Raw genomic sequence first — 17,792 nt, 5'->3', positions numbered from 1 at the left:
CCGTCTCCGCCTACCGCGGCCTCTTCGGCTCGCGGGCGCCCTCGACCGACGCGACCACCGCGGCGACCGCACGGTCGAAGCGGTGCTCGGGCGGCGCACCGTAGCCGATGACCATCGTCGGCGGCCGAGAGGCGGCCGTCGCGGCATCCGCGGCGTACCCGGCGAGGCCTCCGAAGCGCAGGCCGAGCGCGGCGCCGCCCCGCTCGACGTCGAGCTCGCCGACTCCGTCGGGCAGCTCGAGCAGGCAGTGGAGGCCCGCCTCGAGGCCGGCCACGCGGGTGCCCGGCAGCCGTTCGGCGACGAGGCGCTCGAACCGCTCGCGCCGGGCCCGGTACCGCAGGCGCGCACCGCGCACCGCCCGGTCGAGGTCGCCCGCGGCGATGAGCGCGGCGAGCGCGAGCTGCGAGATCGCGTCGGTCGCCGCGCCGCTCAGCCGTCGCTGCTCGAGCACCTCGTCGCGCATCCTCTTCGGGACGACGCCCCAGCCGATGCCGAGCGCCGGCGAGAGCGACTTGCTCGCGGTGCCGCCGTAGACGGTCTGCTCGGGCGCGATCGCCTGGAACGCCCCGATCGCGCGCCCGTCGAACCGGAACTCGCCGTCGTAGTCGTCCTCGATCACGATCGCCCCGGCCGCGCGCGCCCACTCGGCGAGCGACGCACGGCGCGAGGCCGAGAGCGGCACCCCAGTGGGGAACTGGTGGGCGGGAGTCACGAGCACGGCGTCGAGGCCGAGGCCGTCGAGTCGCTCGACCACGAGGCCGTCCGCGTCGAGCGGGACCGGCACGGGTTCGAGCCCGGCGGCGGCGAGCACCGAGCGGTGCGAGGCGTGCCCGTACGCCTCGACCGCGATGCGCCGGCCTCCACGGGCGGCGATCGCCCGGGCGACGAGCGAGAGCAGCTCGCCGAAGCCGTGGGCGACCACGACGTCGTCGGCGCCGGCGACCACACCGCGGGTGCGGGCGAGGTACTCGGCGAGCGGCCGGCGCAGTTCGACGGCCCCCTCGGGCGCCCCATAGGCGAAGGCGGCCGCCGGCGCATCGGCGATCGACCGCGCGACCGCGCGCGCCCACGCCGAGCGGGCGAAGCCCGACGAGTCGGGGAGCCCGCCCCGCAGGTCGAGGTCGAACCGGGTCGAACGGTCGACGCGAGCGCCGGGTGCCGGCGCGGAGACCTCGCGCACCCAGGTGCCCGATCCGACGCGGGCCTCGAGGCGGCCCTCGCCGACCAGCCGCGCGTACACCTCGGCGACGCTGTTGCGGGCGATGCCGAGGTCGACCGCGAGCGTGCGGGTCGGCGGCAGTCGGGTGCCCGGTTCGAGCCGTCCGTCGACGACCGCGCCGCGCAGCGCCTCCTCGAGCGAGGCGGCCTTGCGTCGAGGGTCGAGTTCGACGTGCAGATCCAATCCGGAATCGGCCCAATCCTGTGCCATGGGATTGGACGTTACCAGCGCGACGAGCCCGCCGTAGCGTGATTCCCATGACCACGACGATCACCGAATCCGCCCCTCCCGCCGCCCCCGTCGCGCCCGTTCGCCGCCTCGACCTCGACGGCGTCGCCCCCGCGTTCGTCCGTGCCGTGACCGCACTCGACGAGGCGGCCGAGGCCGAGGCCGACCGCGCGGGCATCGAGAAGGGCCTCCGCGAGCTCGTGCGGCTGCGCGCCTCCCAGCTCAACGGCTGCTCCTACTGCGTCGACCTGCACTCGCGCGACGCGGTGACGGCCGGCGAGCCCGTGCAGCGGCTCTACGCCGTCGCGGTCTGGCCCGAGTCGAACTTCTTCACGGCGCGCGAGCGGGCGGCGTTCACCCTCGTCGACGCCGTCACCCGGCTGTCCGAGACGCACGTTCCCGACGACGTCTGGCACGAGGCATCCGGCGCATTCTCCGACGACGAACTGGCGGCGCTGCTCGCGCTCATCGTGTCGGTCAACGCGTGGAACGAGCTCGCGGTCTCGACCCGCGGCTGGCGGCCGAAGCTGCGCATCTGAGCGACCGCCCGCGCACGGCGGGCTCACCCGCGCAGTGTGGGAGAATCGACGAGGCCGGATCCGGTCGCTCACCACACCCCCACGAGGAGCCATCGCTCGCATGTGCGGCATCGTCGGCATCGTCTCCACCGAGCCCGTCAACCAGCAGATCTACGACAGCCTGCTCCTCCTGCAGCACCGCGGGCAGGACTCGACGGGCATCGCCACCGCCGACGGCCCCGTCTTCCACATGGCGAAGGCGCGGGGGCAGGTGCGCGAGGCGTTCCGCACCCGCGACATGCGCTCGCTCATCGGCAACATGGGCCTCGGCCACGTGCGCTACACGACGAAGGGCGCCGCCGAACGCGAGGAGGAGGCGCAGCCGTTCTACGTGAACGCGCCGTACGGCATCATCCTCGTGCACAACGGCAACCTCACGAACACGCGGGAGCTCTCGAGCGAGCTGTTCTCGATCGACCGCCGCCACGTGAACTCGACGAGCGACACCGAGATGCTGCTCAACGTGCTCGCGACCGAGCTGCAGGGGCAGATCAAGGGCCTCGAGCTCGACCCCGACCAGATCTTCCAGGCCGTCGCGAACGTGCACGAGCGCGTCGAGGGCTCGTACGCCGTCATCTCGCTGATCGCCGGCTACGGCCTGCTCGCGTTCCGCGACCCCTTCGGCATCCGTCCGCTCATCCTCGGCAAGCGCGTGACCGACGCCGGCCGCGACGAGTGGATCGTCGCCTCCGAGTCGCTCGTGCTCGAGAACGGCGACTACGAGATCGTGCGCGACGTCGAGCCCGGCGAGGCGATCTTCATCACCCTCGACGGCGAGATGATCTCGCGCCAGTGCGCGAAGAACCCGACCCTCGTGCCGTGCTCGTTCGAGTACGTCTACCTGGCCCGCCCCGACTCGGTCATGAACGGCATCTCGGTCTACGAGTCGCGCCTGCGCATGGGCGACCGGTTGGCCGACACGGTCGCGACGCACATGCCGCTCGGCGACATCGACGTGGTCATGCCGATCCCCGACTCGTCCCGCCCCTCGGCGATGCAGGTCGCGCAGAAGCTCGGCATCGAGTACCGCGAGGGCTTCTACAAGAACCGCTACGTCGGCCGCACCTTCATCATGCCGGGCCAGGCCGAGCGCAAGCGTTCGGTGCGCCAGAAGCTGAACGCGATGGGCACCGAGTTCCGCGGCAAGAACATCCTCATCGTCGACGACTCGATCGTGCGCGGCACGACGTCGCAGCAGATCGTGCAGATGGCCCGCGACGCCGGCGCCAACAAGGTGACGTTCGCCTCGGCTGCCCCGCCCGTGCGCTACCCGCACGTCTACGGCATCAACATGCCGAGCCGGCAGGAACTCATCGCGCACGGCCGCAAGATCCCCGAGATCGCGGCCGAGCTCGGCGCCGACCACATGATCTACCAGGAGGTCGCCGACCTCCAGGCCGCGATCACCGAGGGCACTTCGATCGAGCAGCTCGATCTCTCGTGCTTCACCGGCGAGTACGTCACCGGCACGGTCACCGAGGAGTACCTCGGCTGGGTGGAGCGCACGCAGCTGAGCTGATCGGCGCACGGGCACGCCCCCGGGGGTGTGCCCGTCGCGCTGCTACGTCACTGATCCGTCTCAGGTATCAGTGACGTCATGCCCGAGCCGAGAGGCACCCCGGCTGGCCTTTGTCCTAGCCGTCGACGCGGTGCGTCTCGTCGTGCTCGGCGAGCGCCCGGGTGGTCCGTCGCGACATCGACCGGTCGACGACGAGCGCGACGAGCGCGCCGAGGCCGCCGCCGACCACCACGCCGCAGACGAGCAGGAAGCCGAACACCTGGCCCTGGCTGTAGGTGAAGTCGTCGGCCACGCGCCTCGCGAGCTCGGCGTCGCTGGGGGCGAACGAGAACGAGAGCACGAGGGCGACGATCGCGCCGACGACGGCGCCCGCGAGCATGAACGCGGCGTAACGGGGGGAACGGCGAACGACGACCTCGTCGCGGCTCGCCTCGGTGCGGTACTGCGGCTCGGGCGCCGACTCGGTCGGCGTCGCGGATGCCTCGGCCGGCACCTGCCCGGCGGGCTCGGGGGTCTCGGGCTGATCGTGGGTGTCGCTCACCCTTCCATTGTCCCGCATCGGGCTGTGCGATCGCCCCGGGACGACGAAGGGGCGGCCGGCGTCTCCGCCGGCCGCCCCTCGGGCTCCTCGCGTCAGGCCGCGGAGCGGCGCGCCCGCATCAGCAGCACGGCGACGAGCGCGATGAGCGCCGCGACGATCAGCCCGAGGCCGGTCCAGAGCAGCCAGGCCGGGATGCCGGCGGCCGTGGCCGAGGCATCCGCCGTGGGCTCGTCGTCGATCGCGACCTTCTCGACGCCCTCGTCGTCGACCGCGGCGACGACGCCGCACTCGGCTGCGAGCGGAATGAGGAACGTGACGGGGTCGAGCTCCTCGCCGGCGCCGTAGGTGCCGAACGCGGCGGCGCCGTCGGCGGTGAGCGTCGCGGGCACGGCCGTGCCCGTGAGCGAGCCGTCACCGGTCGCGAACCCCGAGGCGAGGTCGAGGTCGGCGAACCGCACCCGCTTCGCCTCGACCGGCGTGCCGTCCTGGGTCGTGCCGCTGACGTCGAGCGTCAGGTACGCGAGCTCGGTGCCGTCGAACTCGAGGCCCGGGTTCGAGACGGTCGTGTCGAGCACGCCCTCGTGACCGGTGAAGCGGATGCTTCCGCCGAAGGCGACGGTGCCGCGCTCGGCCGAGGCGTCGAATGCCCCCGTGCCGGCCGTGAAGCCGAACACGCCGTCGGTCTCGGTCACACCCTGCACCTCCCAGGCGCCGTTCGCGATGCCGCTCGAGAGGTACGAGCGGAACGACTCCTTGACGCCCCAGTCGAGCGTGGCGCCGGCGACGGCGCACTGCCCGCTCGGTGCGGCGAGCGTGAAGCGCACGCCCTTCGCGACCGAGCCCTGGAAGGTGAGCGTGTGCTCGCCCGCCTCGAGGCCGGCCGGCAGCGCGCCCGTCCACGTCACGACGCCCTCGGCATCGGCTTCCAGGTCGCGTGCGAGCACGGTCGGCTCGGAGTAGACGACGACGTGGATGTCGGTCTCGTTCGGCTCGAAGCCGCCGGCCGAGACGGTCACGCGCTCACCGGCCACGAGGGCGGCCAGCGTGGCCTGGTCGAGGTCGATGCCCGTGGTCGCGGGCGGCGTGCCCGGGATCTCCCGAGTCGGCTTCGCCGCGGCGACGGTCGCGACCACACCCGTCCCGCCCGCCGGGGCCGCAGCGGGCGCGCCGAGCACCGCCGTCAGCGGCGCGAGCGCGTGCCCGGCACCGTAGAAGCCGTTGAACGCGGCGACGCCCGTGGGCAGCAGGCTGACGGGGGCGCCGGCGAATCGCACGGCCCCGTTCGAGGCACTGCGGGCGGCGGCGCCGAGGTCGACGCTCGCGAGGTCGACCCGGGTGCCGTCGACGACGACGCTGAGGATGCCGGCGGTCGGCGACATGACGCGCAGCGTCGGGTCGGCGAAGGTCACCGCGAGCTGCCCGCCGTGGCCGCTGAATCCGATCGTGCCGCCGTACTCGGCCGTGCCGCGGTTCGCCGTCGCGGTGAAGCTGCCGCCCGTCTGACCGAACTGGAACACACCGCCCGACTGCGTCGCACCGCCCGTGACCGAGATGCTGCCCTTCGCGATCGGGCCGGTGACGTAGTCGGTGAACGCCGAGTACACGCCCCAGCTGAGCGAGCCGCCCGGGATCGTCGGCTTCGTCGGCGGAGTGGTGGGCGGAGTGGTCGGCGGGGTCGCGCCCGACTTCACGCCGATCGGCGCGAACGCGTCGAGCGTGCGATCGGTGGCCGAGAGGCCGTGCGCAGCCGAGGTCGCGACGACGTACCGCTTCGACGCGTCGAAGCTCCCCTTCGGAATCGTGATGGTCGTGGTGAACGCACCGTCGACGATCTGCGCGGGCCGCACCCAGGCCTGCGCGAGCCAGCCGTCGGCGACGAGCGGGCCGTCGCCCGACCAGATGGCGGCGTCGCCGAGCAGCACGTAGGCGCCGAAGGCCGCGCTCGCGCCGGTGTAGCCGGAGCCCGTGATCGTGAAGGTGTTGTCCTTCGCTGGGTCGACGTCGGTCGACGGCGTCACGGTGACGACCGGGCCGGTCGGCTCGGGTGCGGCGAACGTGACGGTCACCTTCGCGTCCTGCGAGCGATCCTGCATCGCCGTGTGATCGGCGATCGTGTACACCGCGGTCGACGCCCCCTTCGACGTCACCGTGAACTGCGTCGTGAACGAGCCATCCGCCTCGAGCTTCACCATCGACGGCGAACGCGGCGACGGCGTCACCAACTTCGCACCCGCCGTGCACCCCGCCGAGATGAACGCGAACGACACGTCCTCCAACGGCACATCCGAGCACAACGTGAGATACATCGCCTGCGACGGGTTGTAGTTCTTCCCCGTCACCGTCACCGTCTCACCATCAGCAGCAAGCCCTGCCGACTTCGACAACGACAGCACCGGCTTCGGTGCGGCGAACGTGACGGTCACCTTCGCATCCTGCGAACGATCCTGCATCGCCGTGTGATCGGCGATCGTGTACACCGCGGTCGACGCCCCCTTCGACGTCACCGTGAACTGCGTCGTGAACGAGCCATCCGCCTCGAGCTTCACCATCGACGGCGAACGCGGCGACGGCGTCACCAACTTCGCACCCGCCGTGCACCCCGCCGAGATGAACGCGAACGACACGTCCTCCAACGACACATCCGAGCACAACGTGAGATACATCGCCTGCGACGGGTTGTAGTTCTTCCCCGTCACCGTCACCGTCTCACCATCAGCAGCAAGCCCTGCCGACTTCGACAACGACAGCACCGGCTTCGGCGCCGCGAACGTGACCGTGACCTTCGCGTCCTGCGAGCGATCCTGCATCGCCGTGTGATCGGCGATCGTGTACACCGCGGTCGACGCCCCCTTCGACGTCACCGTGAACTGCGTCGTGAACGAGCCATCCGCCTCGAGCTTCACCATCGACGGCGAACGCGGCGACGGCGTCACCAACTTCGCACCCGCCGTGCACCCCGCCGAGATGAACGCGAACGACACGTCCTCCAACGGCACATCCGAGCACAACGTGAGATACATCGCCTGCGACGGGTTGTAGTTCTTGCCCGTCACCGTCACCGTCTCACCATCAGCAGCAAGTCCTGCCGACTTCGACAACGACAGCACCGGCTTCGGCGCCGCGGGATCGACGGGGTCCACCGGATCGACGGGGTCGACCGGGTCCACCGGGTCCACCGGATCGACCGGGTCCACCGGGTCCACCGGGTCCACGGGATCGACCGGCGCGGCCGCGTAGACGACCGAGGTGGCGGTGTCCTGGGTGAGATCGCCCATCATGCCGCCGCCGTGGGCCCGCGAGGTGAACACGGCGAGCTCGGTGTCGCCGACGGCCGGTACCTCGAGCTGCAGCTCGAACGATCCGTCGGCCGTCATCTGCGCCCGCGTCGCGGTCGCCGCGAGGCCGGTCGCGACCCAGACCGTGCCGCTCTCGGTGATGCCGGCGGAATAGAACCCCGAAGCCGAGGCCGGGCCGACGCCGATGTAGACGCCGGTGCGGTCGGCCGTGAAGCCCGAGCCGGTCACGGTCACGGTGCCGCCGTCGCGGGGTGCCTCGGTGACGGAGACCGTGGGGCCGCCGTCGGCGAGCGCGGGCGCGGTCGCGGCGAGCGATCCGCCGAGGGCGAGCGCGAGGGCGACGAGGCCCGCGAGCCATCGGCGTCTCGGAGGTGCGGATACGGGCATGGCTGACGGTGTCGTCACGACGCGGTCCTTCTGGGCATGGCGATCAGGCGCGCGCACGCGACGATCACGGGGATGGGGGCGCCGAGCATCATCTGCGGAGAAACCGGAGAAGTTAGCTTAGGCTTAGCTAAGAAGCTAGATGCCCGATTCTCCCGATGTCAAGCCGGAACATAGGTAAGGCTAACCTTAAGTCGATGGCTCCCCACACTCCTCCGTCGTCCGCGACGCGACGCCGCCCGCCGCTCCCCCGGCGGGCGTTGCGCGCGCGCCTCGCCGCGACCGCGCTGCTCGCCGCGGCACCGCTCATGCTCAGCGGCTGCGCCGCCCCGTCCGCCGCCGACGCCGGCGGCGGGGTCGAGCCCGAGTGCGTCGGCACCGAGCTGCCGTTCGCCGAACTCGACCTCGCCGACGCCCCGCGCGACGTCGAGGGCCCCTCCACCGCCTGCCTCGCCGACACCGCCCTGCCCGTGATCGACTCCGACGAGCAGCCGGCACTGCCCGTCACCCTCACCGACGCGAGCGGCACCGAGGTCACCGTCGAGCGAGCCGACCGCGTGCTCGCCCTCGACATCGCCGGTACGCTCGCCGCGACCGTGCACGGCCTCGGCCTCGGCGAGCTGCTCGTCGGCCGCGACGGCTCCACCGGCTTCGCGGAGGCGGCCGACCTTCCCGTGGTCACCCACGACGGGCACTCGATCAGCGCCGAGGCGATCCTCGCGCTCGACCCAGACCTCGTCATCACCGACACGACGCTCGGCCCGCGCTCCGTGCTCGATCAGCTTCGCGACGCCGGCATCCCGGTCGTCACGACCACCCGTGAGCGCAGCGTCGACAACGTCGACGAGATCATCGCGGAGGTCGCGGCCGCGCTCGGCGTGCCGGCCAGGGGTGACGCCCTCGCGAAGCTCGTCGGCGACGAACTCGAGCGCGTGAACGCCGCGATCGCCGCAGCGATCCCCGCCGATGCGGCCGATCGCCCCCGCACGCTCTTCCTCTACGTGCGCGGCGACGCGAACGTCTACTACCTCTTCGGCGCCGAGTCGGGCGCCGACTCGCTGATCGACGCCGTCGGCGGTGTCGACGTCGCCGAGGAGATCGGCTGGGTCGGCATGCGGCCCATCACGGCCGAGGCCCTCGTCGAGGCGAAGCCCGAGCTCGTGCTGCTGATGTCGGGCGGGCTCGAGTCGGTGGGCGGGGTCGACGGGCTGCTGGAGCGGCTGCCGGCGCTCGCCTCGACGCCGGCCGGCGCGCACCGGCGCTTCGTCGACATGGCCGACACCGAGATCCTCGGCTTCGGCCCCCGCACCCCGGCCGTCGTCGAGGCGCTCGCCCGGGCCGTCTACGCGCCTGCGCAATCGGGCCCCGCGAGCGACGGCGAGTGACGACATGACCGAGACGGCCGAGGCCGCGGCGGCGCGCACGGTGCGGGACGCGCCGACGGCTCCCCCCGATCGAGCACCCGGCGCGAAGGCCGGACCGCAGCGCGCCGACCCGACCACGCGACCGAGCATTCCAGGCGCGGCCCTGCGGCGCGGCATCCTCATCGGCGGGCTCTCGATCGCCCTCGTGGTCGCGATCGTCTGGTCGGCGGGCAGCGGCCAGCTGCAGATCCCACCGGGCGAGGTGTGGGCGTCGATCCTCCGCGCGCTCGGACTCCACGACGCCCCCGAGGCCGTGCCGAACGCCGACTCGGCGCTCTGGACGATCAGGTTCCCGCGCATCGCGATGGGCCTCCTCATCGGCGCCGCGCTCGCGGTCGCCGGCACGGTCATGCAGGCCGTGTTCGCGAACCCCCTCGCCGAGCCCGGAGTCGTCGGCGTCTCCTCGGGCGCTGCCCTGGGTGCAGCCGCCTCGATCGTGCTCGGCTGGACGGCGCTCGGCGAGTGGGCGACGGCGGGCGCGGCGTTCGCAGCCGGTCTCGCGACGACGCTCATCGTCTACTTCGCGAGCCGCGCCGGCGGGCGCACCGAGGTCGTGACGCTCGTGCTCACCGGCATCGCGATCAACGCCTTCGCGCAGGGCGCGCTCGCCCTGTTCACCTTCCTCGGCGACACGCAGAGCCGCGAGGAGATCGTGTTCTGGCAGCTCGGCTCGCTGAACGGCGCCCGCTGGAACGAGGTCGCCGTGATGCTGCCGCTCGTCGCCGTCGGCGTCGCGATCTCGCTCGTGCTCGCGCGCCGGCTCGACCTGTTCAGCCTCGGCGAGCGCGGCGCCCGCCACCTCGGCGTGCACGTCGAACGGGTGCGCATCGTGTCGATCGTCGTCGTGGCGGTGCTCACCTGCGCCGCTGTGGCGTTCGCGGGCATCATCGCGTTCGTCGGGCTCATCGTGCCGCACCTCATGCGCATGGTGATCGGCCCGGCCCACCGCCCCCTGCTCGTCGCCGGCGCCCTCGGCGGCGCACTGCTGCTCGTGCTCGCCGACCTCTTCGCCCGCACGGCGGTGCCGATGGCCGACCTGCCGATCGGCATGCTCACCTCGCTCGTCGGCGGGCCGTTCTTCTTCTGGCTGCTGCGACGCACCCGCAAGCGCTCGGGAGGATGGGGATGACCCGCTCCGCGACCGACGGGATCGACGCGACCGACACCGCCGGCGCCACTGCTGCAGCCGCCTCGACTGCCGCGACCGCCCTCGAGACCCGCGCCCTGACCGTCCGCATCGACGAAGCCCTCCTGCTCGACGAGGTCGACTTCCGGGCGACCGCCGGGCGCCTGCACGCGCTCATCGGCCCGAACGGCGCCGGCAAGTCGACGCTCCTCGGCGTGCTCGCCGGCGATCGGCGACCGAGTTCGGGCTCGGTCTCGCTCGGCGGGCGCGAGCTCGGCGGCTGGCCGCTCCGTGAGCTCGCGCGGGCCCGTGCGGTGCTCACGCAGGAGCATCAGGTCTCGTTCCCGTTCCCGGTGCGCGAGGTCGTCGAGATGGGCCGGCACCCCTGGGCGCGCACGGCCGAGGCCGACGACGACGACGCGGTCGATCGGGCGATGGCGGCGACGGATGTCACGCACCTCGGCCTGCGCACCGTGCCGTCGCTCTCGGGCGGAGAGCGGGCGCGCGTCGCCCTCGCCCGCGTGATCGCCCAGCAGGCGCACGTGATGCTGCTCGACGAGCCGACCGCGGCGCTCGACCTGCGGCATCAGGAGGACGTGCTGCGCCTCGCCCGCGCGCACGCCGAGGCGGGCGACACCGTGGTCGTGGTCCTGCACGACCTGAACCTCGCGGCCGCCTACGCCGACGACGTCACGCTGCTCGACCGGGGGCGGGTCGTCACGAGCGGGTCTCCGGCCGAGGTGCTCACGGCCGAGCGCATCGAGGCCGTCTACGGGCAGCCCGTCGAGGTCGTGCCGCACCCTCGCACGGGCGTGCCGCTCGTGCTGCCCGTGCGCTGACGCGAGCGCGGCGCGCGGGGACTCGTGCGACCGGGCCGAGCGTCGAGCGTCGGACCCGGACTACCCGACCGACCGCATGAACGCACGGAGTTCGTCGGCGACGAGCTGCGGCTCCTCGAAGGCGAGGAAGTGACCGCCGCGCCCCGGCGTCGAGTACTGCCGGAGGTCGCTCGCGGCCCGCTCGGCGATCGACCGCGGGAAGAGCTCGAACGGCGGTTCGCTGCTCAGCGTGACCGCGACCGGCGCCGTGATCGTCGGGCGCGGAGTGTTCTCGGAGTAGTCGAAGTACTGGCGGAACGACGTGCCGATCGACCCCGTCACCCAGTACAGGGTGAGCAGCTCGCACAGCGCGTCGCGATCGAAGCGCGACTCGAGGTCGCCGCCGCAGTCGCTCCAGGCGCGCAGCTTGTCGATGATCCAGGCGGCGAGCCCGACCGGCGAGTCGACCAGTGCGGCCGCGATCGTGTCGGGGCGCGTGCCCATGATGTCGCTGTAGCCCGAGTCGGTCTCGTCGCGCTCGTCGTCGGCATCGAGGAACGCCTGCTCCTCGGGCGTGATCGGCGACGCGTCGAAGTCGGCGGGGAACGGCCCGTGGATCATGTGCACGCCCGCGACCTCGTCGGGATGCACCGCGCCGAGCCACCCGGCGACGACGCCGCCGATGTCGCCGCCGAACACGAAGTAGCGCGAGTATCCGAGGGTCTCGGTCATGAGCGAGTGGTACCGCTCGGCCATCGCGGCGCGCGTCAACGGCCCCTCGGGGAGCTCGGACCAGAGGAACCCGGGCAGCGACGGGATGACGACGTCGACGTCGAGCAGCTCGGCGAGCGGCAGCATCTCGAGGAAGCTGCTCGGCCAGCCGTGCGCGAGCAGCACGGGCGGGCGGTTCGCATCGCGGCGCAGGTGCACGAAGTGCTGCCCCCGGTCGATGAACTGCGGGTAGGCGTTCAACCGCGCCTCGGCGGCGCGCCAGTCGAAGTCGTGCGCCCAGTGGTCGACGAGCGTTCGGAGGAACTCGGGATCTGCGCCCGCCTCCCACCCGGGTGCGTTCGGTGCCGTGAATCGCGAGCGCTCGAGGCGCGCACGCAGCTCGTCGAGCTCGTCGGGTCGGACGGAGATCGTGAAGGGTTCCATCCTCGGATGCTACGGCGAGCCGCCGACGGATCAGGCGACGGGCAGCAGCCCGTCGAGCTCGGCGCGCTGGCCCGAGGCGTGCACCCGCCCGCTCGCCCGTGCGTCGGCCCACGACAGGCGGCCGGTCGCGAGCGCGAGCCAGGTCGAGGCATCCGTCTCGATCACGTTGGGCGGAGTGCCGCGCGTGTGCTTCGGGCCCTCGACGCACTGCACGGCCGCGTACGGCGGCACGCGCACCTCGAGGGTGCCGCCGGGGGCGCGCTCGGCGAGCAGCTGCAGCGAGTAGCGCACCGCGAGTGCGAGGGTCGAGCGGTCGACGGATGCCGCGGCGTCGCCGCCGTCGGCCGTCACCGCGCGCACCGTGGCGAGCGCCGCCTGTCCGATGTCGTCGCCGATCCTCGCTCGTGCCATGCCTCCATCCTCTCAGGGGGCACCGACGAGCCCGACCGGCCGGACGGGGTAGCCTGATGCGGTGAGAATCCTCGTCCTCGGCTCGGGCGCGCGCGAGCACGCCATCATCCTCGCGCTCCTCGATGAGGAGGCCGGGCACGAGATCGTCGCGGCCCCCGGCAACGCCGGCATCGCGGCCTCGCCGACCTCGTCGGCCCGCGGCAGCGTGACGACCGTCGGCCTCGACGCGACCGACGCCGCGCTCGTCACCGGCTACGCCGCCGACAACGGCATCGAGCTCGTCGTCGTCGGCCCCGAGGCGCCGCTCGTCGCCGGCGTCGCCGATGCGCTGCGCGCCCGCGGCATCCCGGTGTTCGGCCCGGGCCGGCAGGCGGCCGCGCTCGAGGGCTCGAAGACCTTCGCCAAGCGCATCATGGAGGCCGCGAACGTGCCCACCGGGCGCGCGACCCTCGCGACGACCCTCGACGAGGTCGCGACGACGCTCGACGAGTTCGGCGCCCCGTACGTCGTGAAGGCCGACGGCCTCGCCGCCGGCAAGGGCGTGCTCGTCACCGACGACCGCGACGCCGCGCTCGCGCACGCCGTCCACTACCTGCAGCAGGGCCCCGTGCTCGTCGAGGAGTTCCTCGACGGCCAGGAGGTCTCGCTGTTCCTTCTCTCCGACGGCACGAACGTGCTGCCGCTCTCGCCCGCGCAGGACTTCAAGCGCCTCCTCGACGGCGACGCCGGCCCCAACACCGGCGGCATGGGCGCGTACTCGCCGCTGCCCTGGCTCGGTGACGCGGTCGACGGCCGCGGCGGCCGTTTCGGCAGCGAGCAGGCCTTCGTCGACGAGGTCATCGAGACCATCGCCCTGCCGACGGTGCGGCAGCTCGCCGACGAGCAGACGCCGTTCATCGGGCTCCTCTACGCGGGGCTCATCCTCACTTCGCGCGGCATCCGCGTGATCGAGTTCAACGCGCGCTTCGGCGACCCCGAGACGCAGGTCGTGCTGCCCCGCCTCGAGACCCCGCTCTCGGGTCTGCTGCTCGCAGCGGCGACGGGCGGGCTCGGCGAGCTCGACCGCCCGGTGTTCAGCGACGAGGCCGCCGTGACCGTGGTGCTCGCGAGCGAGGGCTACCCCGAGTCCCCCGAGACGGGCCGGGCCATCGACGGGCTCGATGCCGCGGCATCCGTGCCCGGGGTGCACCTCGCGCACGCCGCGACCGCCGTCGGCGCACTGGCCGACGACGCCCAGGCCGGTGACGAGGCCCCGCTGCTCTCGACGGGCGGCCGCGTGCTCAACGTCGTGGCCGTGGGCGACGGCTTCGCCGACGCCCGGCGCCGCGCCTATGAGGCGCTGGGTCGGATCCGCCTCGACGGCGGCCAGTACCGCACCGACATCGCGGCGCGCGTCGCCGAGTGATCCAGCACGAGGAGCGAGCATGAGCGAGACCGGTGAACTGACCGGCTGGACCCACGTCTATTCGGGCAAGGTGCGCGACCTCTACGTGCCGACGAAGCTGATGACCGACGATGACAGCTGGACGGGCGACCCGCTCGCCGTCTCGCCCGTCGTGCTCGTCGTCGCGAGCGACCGGGTCAGCGCGTACGACCACCTGCTCGAGCCCGCGATCCCCGGCAAGGGGGCGCTCCTCACCTCGCTCACCCACTGGTGGTTCGACCAGCTGCCCGAGGTGCCGAACCACCTGGCGCACCCGCTCGACGACCGGCTCGAGGCGCTCGAGCTGCCCGAGGTCCCGGCCGAGGTCGCCGATCGGGCGACGCTCTGCCGCACGCTCGACATGTTCCCGATCGAGTGCGTCGTGCGCGGCTACCTCACCGGCGGCGGCTACAAGGAGTACGTCGAGACGGGAGCGATCGGCGGCATCCCGCTGCCCGAGGGCCTCGAGAACGGCGACCGCCTGCCCGAGCCGATCTACACCCCCGCGTGGAAGGCCCCGCTCGGCGAGCACGACGAGAACATCACCTACGAGCGCACGGTCGAGCTCGTCGGCGAGGTCGTCGCCGAGCAGCTGCGGGCCCTCTCGCTCGAGATCTTCGCCCGCGCCTCCGCGATCGCCGAGGCCCGAGGGGTGATCCTGGCCGACACGAAGTTCGAGTTCGGCGCCGACCGCGCGACGGGCATCGTGACGCTCGCCGACGAGGTGCTCACGAGCGATTCGAGTCGCTACTGGGATGCCGCGGTGTTCGCCTCGGCGGCGACGCCCGAGCTGCGCATGGCGAGCTTCGACAAGCAGATCGTGCGCGACTGGCTGAGCGCCAACTGGGACCAGGACGTCTCGGAGACGCCGCCGACGCTCCCCCACGAGATCGTCGAGCAGACGGCGGCGCGCTACCGCGAGCTGCTCGAGCGGCTCGAGCGCCCGGCCGCCGTCTGACGGGTCATCCTGACCGGTTCGCACCGCCCTGTGCCAGAGTGGTGACGTGAACCTCGACGATCTGGTGCGCCTGCGCCGGGCCCGCGACACGATGGACCGCGACTACGAGCAGCCGCTCGACGTCGAGGCGCTCGCGCGCGTCGCGCTGATGTCGTCGGGGCACTTCTCGCGCAGCTTCCGCGAGGCGTACGGCGAGACGCCGTACGGCTACCTGATGACCCGGCGCATCGAGCGGGCGAAGGCGCTGCTGCGCCGGGGCGACCTCAGCGTGACCGAGGTCTGCTTCGCGGTCGGCTGTACGTCGCTCGGCTCGTTCAGCTCGCGCTTCACCGAGCTCGTCGGCGAGAGCCCGAGCGCCTACCGGGCCCGCTCGCACGACGTCGCGGCGCCCATCCCGGCGTGCATCGTGAAGATCCAGACGCGACCCGTCAGAAATGGAGAAGCGGGCAAGATCGCGCCTCGGTAGCGTCGGGGTCATGGACATCTCACTCTCCCAGTGCTTCATCGCCGTCGACGACCACGAGACCGCGATCCCGTTCTACCGCGACGTGCTCGGCCTCGAGGTGCGCAACGACATCGCCTACGAGGGCATGCGGTGGGTCACCGTCGGCTCGCCCTCGCAGCCCGACGTGAACATCGTGCTCGAACCGCCGATCGCCGACCCCAACGCCACCCAGGCCGACAAGGATGCCGCGGCGCAGCTGCTGGCCAAGGGCCTGCTGCGCGGCGTGAACTTCATGACCTCCGACATCGACGCGACGTTCGAGACGATCCGCGCCGCCGGCGCCGACGTGCTGCAAGAGCCGATGGACCAGTTCTACGGGGTCCGCGACTGCGCCTTCCGCGACCCCGCGGGCAACATGCTGCGGTTCAGCCAGCCGCGCGCGTAGTCCCGGCTCGCGCCGGGCTGCGCCGATGCACGTCGAACACGCCGCCGAGAGATCCTGTGCCGAATCGCGTCCGACGTCGGCCGGCGCGATTCGACCGGCGGGCGACATCCCTCTGCGGAGGGTGTGGTCACGTGGCCATGTCGCCCACCGAAGTGTGGCCATGTGGTCATGTGGTCGCCCCTTGCGGAGCAGCACCCGCTCCCGGGCGACGCAGCCACGAGGGTGCGCTGTCGAACGCGGGCACCGTCGAACGGCGGCACGTGGCCACCCCGGGCACCCCGCTCCCGCGCGCCGGACTCAGACCCGTTCCTCCAGGGGCGCGAGGTCGGGGTCTCCGGTCGGGCGCCCGCGGATCCCTCCGCGCTGCGCACCGGCCCCCGCGAGGACGACGAGCACGATGCCCGCGACCTGCGCCGCCGACGGCACCTGCGTGAGCACGATGAGGCCGAGCAGCACGCCGAAGGCGGGCTCGAGCGCCATGAGCGTGCCGAAGGCCGTGTGGGTCATGCGACGCAGCGCCAGCATCTCGAGGCCGAAGGGGATCACGGGGGCGAGCAGGGCGAGCGCCGCCGCGGTGAGCAGCACCCGCCAATCGAGCTGGCCGATCACCTGCGGCACGCCGACGAACGCCGTCACGATCGCAGCGATCGGGATCGTGATCGACAGTCCGCTGATGCCCGAGAACCGGTCGCCCACCCGCTGCGTGAGCAGGATGTAGACGCCCCAGCCGACCCCGGCGAGCGCGGCGAAGCCGACGCCGAGGAGGTCGACCTCGCCGTGCCACGGCTCGGTGAGCAGGACCACGCCGGCGAGCGCGAGCACCGGCCAGACGAGCATGCGGCGGCTGTGGCTGCGGATCGCCGCCACGGTGAGCGGCCCGAGGAACTCGATGGCGACGGCGGTGCCGAGCGGGATGCGCTCGACGGCCGAGAGGAACGCCACCATCATCACGCCGGTCGCGACGCCGAGCCCGATGAGCGGCAGCGCGTCGACGCGCCGGATGCGGCGCAGCGGGGGCCGCGCGATCGCGATGAAGAAGATCGCGCCGAACGCCAGCCGCAGCCAGGCCGTGCCGCCGGCGCCGAGCTGCTCGACGAGCGGCACCGACAGCGCGGCGCCGGCCTGGATCAGGAGCATCGAGGCGACCGCCAGCGTCCACGGCGGCACCCGGTCGATCGCGCGGCTCACGAGCCCGCCGTCCGATGCGACGAGCCGACACCGAGCTCGAACACCGCGAGCGAGAAGCGGGCGGCGGTCGAAGACCGGTTCGCGTAGGAGTGGTCGACGTCGGCCGCGAACGTGAGCGCATCGCCGGCGGCGAGCCCGTGGGCGACGCCCGCGACCTCGATGACGACCTCGCCGTCGATCACCTGCAGCAGTTCGCGGGTGCCAGTGGAGTGCGCCTCGCTCGCGTGGCGCTCGCCGCCCTCGAGGGTCCAGTCCCAGAGCTCGACCACGTCGGGCGACTCGATGCCCGCGACGAGCACGCCGCGGCCGCCGTGCTCGCCCGTCCAGAGGACGGCGCCCTCGCCCCGCCGGGTGACCTCGACGAGGTCGGATGCCGCGGCTCGCGTGTGCACGAGGGCGGGGAGGCGGACGCCGAGCGCATCGCTGAGCCGCAGCAGCGTGCCGACGCTCGGGTTCACGGCGCCCTGCTCGACGTTGACGATCATGCGACGGCTCACCCCGGCCTCGGCCGCGAGCCGATCGAGGGTCCACTCGCGCGCCTGCCGCTGCTCGCGCACGCGGCGACCGATCGCGAGCGCGAGCGATTCCGTCTCGTCATCCATGAGTGCATGATAGTGCACTGCGGCGAACTGGT

Annotated in this window: 16 protein-coding genes; 9 read left to right on the top strand and 7 right to left on the bottom strand. The window is 72.7% G+C overall.

Features of this window, described 5'->3' with window-relative positions:
• Positions 1-10: 10 nt before the first annotated feature.
• A complete protein-coding gene (locus tag ACFVAJ_RS09460) occupies positions 11-1,402 on the bottom strand; it encodes a PLP-dependent aminotransferase family protein (RefSeq protein ID WP_376943441.1) in 1,392 nt (463 codons plus the stop codon).
• A 74-nt stretch (positions 1,403-1,476) separates the two neighbouring features.
• Here ACFVAJ_RS09460 and ACFVAJ_RS09455 point away from each other — a divergent pair, with 74 nt between their 5' ends.
• Positions 1,477-1,986 (top strand): carboxymuconolactone decarboxylase family protein, encoded by a 510-nt coding sequence (locus ACFVAJ_RS09455; RefSeq protein ID WP_376943439.1) that lies wholly within the window; start codon positions 1,477-1,479, stop codon positions 1,984-1,986.
• 100 nt (positions 1,987-2,086) lie between these two features.
• On the top strand, positions 2,087-3,544 hold the full coding sequence (purF, locus tag ACFVAJ_RS09450) for an amidophosphoribosyltransferase (RefSeq protein ID WP_376943437.1): 1,458 nt from the start codon (positions 2,087-2,089) through the stop codon (positions 3,542-3,544).
• Positions 3,545-3,659: 115 nt separating this feature from the next.
• Here purF and ACFVAJ_RS09445 read toward each other — a convergent pair whose 3' ends face one another.
• Together ACFVAJ_RS09445 and ACFVAJ_RS09440 are read right to left on the bottom strand one after the other, a co-directional pair.
• Complete coding sequence (locus ACFVAJ_RS09445) at positions 3,660-4,085, bottom strand: hypothetical protein (protein WP_376943435.1); 426 nt, start codon at positions 4,083-4,085, stop codon at positions 3,660-3,662.
• A 92-nt stretch (positions 4,086-4,177) separates the two neighbouring features.
• Positions 4,178-7,786: an HtaA domain-containing protein gene (locus ACFVAJ_RS09440; protein WP_376943433.1), complete on the bottom strand. Its 3,609-nt coding sequence runs from the start codon at positions 7,784-7,786 to the stop codon at positions 4,178-4,180.
• A gap of 176 nt (positions 7,787-7,962) precedes the next feature.
• Between ACFVAJ_RS09440 and ACFVAJ_RS09435 the strand changes: the two genes are divergently transcribed.
• From ACFVAJ_RS09435 to ACFVAJ_RS09425, 3 genes are read left to right on the top strand one after another with little or no spacing between them, the layout of a single operon-like run.
• Positions 7,963-9,150 carry a hemin ABC transporter substrate-binding protein gene (locus ACFVAJ_RS09435; protein ID WP_376943431.1) on the top strand — a complete coding sequence of 396 codons (1,188 nt, stop codon included), beginning with the start codon at positions 7,963-7,965 and terminating at the stop codon, positions 9,148-9,150.
• 4 nt (positions 9,151-9,154) lie between these two features.
• Positions 9,155-10,318: a FecCD family ABC transporter permease gene (locus ACFVAJ_RS09430; protein ID WP_376943429.1), complete on the top strand. Its 1,164-nt coding sequence runs from the start codon at positions 9,155-9,157 to the stop codon at positions 10,316-10,318.
• On the top strand, positions 10,315-11,154 hold the full coding sequence (locus ACFVAJ_RS09425) for a heme ABC transporter ATP-binding protein (protein ID WP_376943427.1): 840 nt from the start codon (positions 10,315-10,317) through the stop codon (positions 11,152-11,154). The genes ACFVAJ_RS09430 and ACFVAJ_RS09425 overlap by 4 nt, the downstream gene beginning before the upstream one ends.
• A 60-nt stretch (positions 11,155-11,214) precedes the next feature.
• On the opposite strand, the gene ACFVAJ_RS09420 is transcribed toward ACFVAJ_RS09425, so the two are convergent.
• Complete coding sequence (locus tag ACFVAJ_RS09420) at positions 11,215-12,288, bottom strand: epoxide hydrolase family protein (protein WP_376943425.1); 1,074 nt, start codon at positions 12,286-12,288, stop codon at positions 11,215-11,217.
• Between the two features lie 30 nt (positions 12,289-12,318).
• Positions 12,319-12,699: a sterol carrier family protein gene (locus tag ACFVAJ_RS09415; protein WP_376943423.1), complete on the bottom strand. Its 381-nt coding sequence runs from the start codon at positions 12,697-12,699 to the stop codon at positions 12,319-12,321.
• A 61-nt stretch (positions 12,700-12,760) separates the two neighbouring features.
• Here ACFVAJ_RS09415 and purD point away from each other — a divergent pair, with 61 nt between their 5' ends.
• The 4 genes from purD (at position 12,761) to ACFVAJ_RS09395 (ending at position 15,970) form a co-directional block, all read left to right on the top strand.
• Entirely contained in the window at positions 12,761-14,104 is a 1,344-nt protein-coding gene (purD, locus tag ACFVAJ_RS09410; RefSeq protein ID WP_376943421.1) for a phosphoribosylamine--glycine ligase, read from the top strand.
• A gap of 19 nt (positions 14,105-14,123) precedes the next feature.
• Positions 14,124-15,080, top strand: coding sequence for a phosphoribosylaminoimidazolesuccinocarboxamide synthase (locus ACFVAJ_RS09405; protein WP_376943419.1), 957 nt, complete (start codon positions 14,124-14,126; stop codon positions 15,078-15,080).
• A gap of 91 nt (positions 15,081-15,171) precedes the next feature.
• Positions 15,172-15,546: a helix-turn-helix transcriptional regulator gene (locus ACFVAJ_RS09400; protein ID WP_376944625.1), complete on the top strand. Its 375-nt coding sequence runs from the start codon at positions 15,172-15,174 to the stop codon at positions 15,544-15,546.
• Between the two features lie 10 nt (positions 15,547-15,556).
• Positions 15,557-15,970 carry a VOC family protein gene (locus tag ACFVAJ_RS09395; RefSeq protein ID WP_376943417.1) on the top strand — a complete coding sequence of 138 codons (414 nt, stop codon included), beginning with the start codon at positions 15,557-15,559 and terminating at the stop codon, positions 15,968-15,970.
• A 297-nt stretch (positions 15,971-16,267) separates the two neighbouring features.
• Here ACFVAJ_RS09395 and ACFVAJ_RS09390 read toward each other — a convergent pair whose 3' ends face one another.
• Complete coding sequence (locus tag ACFVAJ_RS09390) at positions 16,268-17,107, bottom strand: DMT family transporter (RefSeq protein WP_376944623.1); 840 nt, start codon at positions 17,105-17,107, stop codon at positions 16,268-16,270.
• 47 nt (positions 17,108-17,154) lie between these two features.
• Positions 17,155-17,760, bottom strand: a complete 606-nt coding sequence (locus ACFVAJ_RS09385) for a helix-turn-helix domain-containing protein (protein WP_376943415.1) — start codon at positions 17,758-17,760, stop codon at positions 17,155-17,157.
• Between the last annotated feature and the right edge of the window lie 32 nt (positions 17,761-17,792).

It is taken from the genome of Agromyces sp. NPDC057679, from assembly GCF_042799635.1.
Lineage (GTDB): Bacteria > Actinomycetota > Actinomycetes > Actinomycetales > Microbacteriaceae > Agromyces.
This window is presented reverse-complemented; position numbering and strand designations above follow the sequence as displayed.

Bases quoted from the DNA above. Each gene is read 5' to 3' on its own strand.
- ACFVAJ_RS09455 (WP_376943439.1), top strand. From the start codon at position 1,477: ATGACCACGACGATCACCGAATCCGCCCCTCCCGCCGCCCCCGTCGCG.
- purF (WP_376943437.1), top strand. From the start codon at position 2,087: ATGTGCGGCATCGTCGGCATCGTCTCCACCGAGCCCGTCAACCAGCAG.
- ACFVAJ_RS09435 (WP_376943431.1), top strand. From the start codon at position 7,963: ATGGCTCCCCACACTCCTCCGTCGTCCGCGACGCGACGCCGCCCGCCG.
- ACFVAJ_RS09430 (WP_376943429.1), top strand. From the start codon at position 9,155: ATGACCGAGACGGCCGAGGCCGCGGCGGCGCGCACGGTGCGGGACGCG.
- ACFVAJ_RS09425 (WP_376943427.1), top strand. From the start codon at position 10,315: ATGACCCGCTCCGCGACCGACGGGATCGACGCGACCGACACCGCCGGC.
- ACFVAJ_RS09420 (WP_376943425.1), bottom strand. From the start codon at position 12,288: ATGGAACCCTTCACGATCTCCGTCCGACCCGACGAGCTCGACGAGCTG.
- ACFVAJ_RS09415 (WP_376943423.1), bottom strand. From the start codon at position 12,699: ATGGCACGAGCGAGGATCGGCGACGACATCGGACAGGCGGCGCTCGCC.
- ACFVAJ_RS09405 (WP_376943419.1), top strand. From the start codon at position 14,124: ATGAGCGAGACCGGTGAACTGACCGGCTGGACCCACGTCTATTCGGGC.
- ACFVAJ_RS09400 (WP_376944625.1), top strand. From the start codon at position 15,172: ATGGACCGCGACTACGAGCAGCCGCTCGACGTCGAGGCGCTCGCGCGC.
- ACFVAJ_RS09395 (WP_376943417.1), top strand. From the start codon at position 15,557: ATGGACATCTCACTCTCCCAGTGCTTCATCGCCGTCGACGACCACGAG.
- ACFVAJ_RS09390 (WP_376944623.1), bottom strand. From the start codon at position 17,107: ATGCTCCTGATCCAGGCCGGCGCCGCGCTGTCGGTGCCGCTCGTCGAG.
- ACFVAJ_RS09385 (WP_376943415.1), bottom strand. From the start codon at position 17,760: ATGGATGACGAGACGGAATCGCTCGCGCTCGCGATCGGTCGCCGCGTG.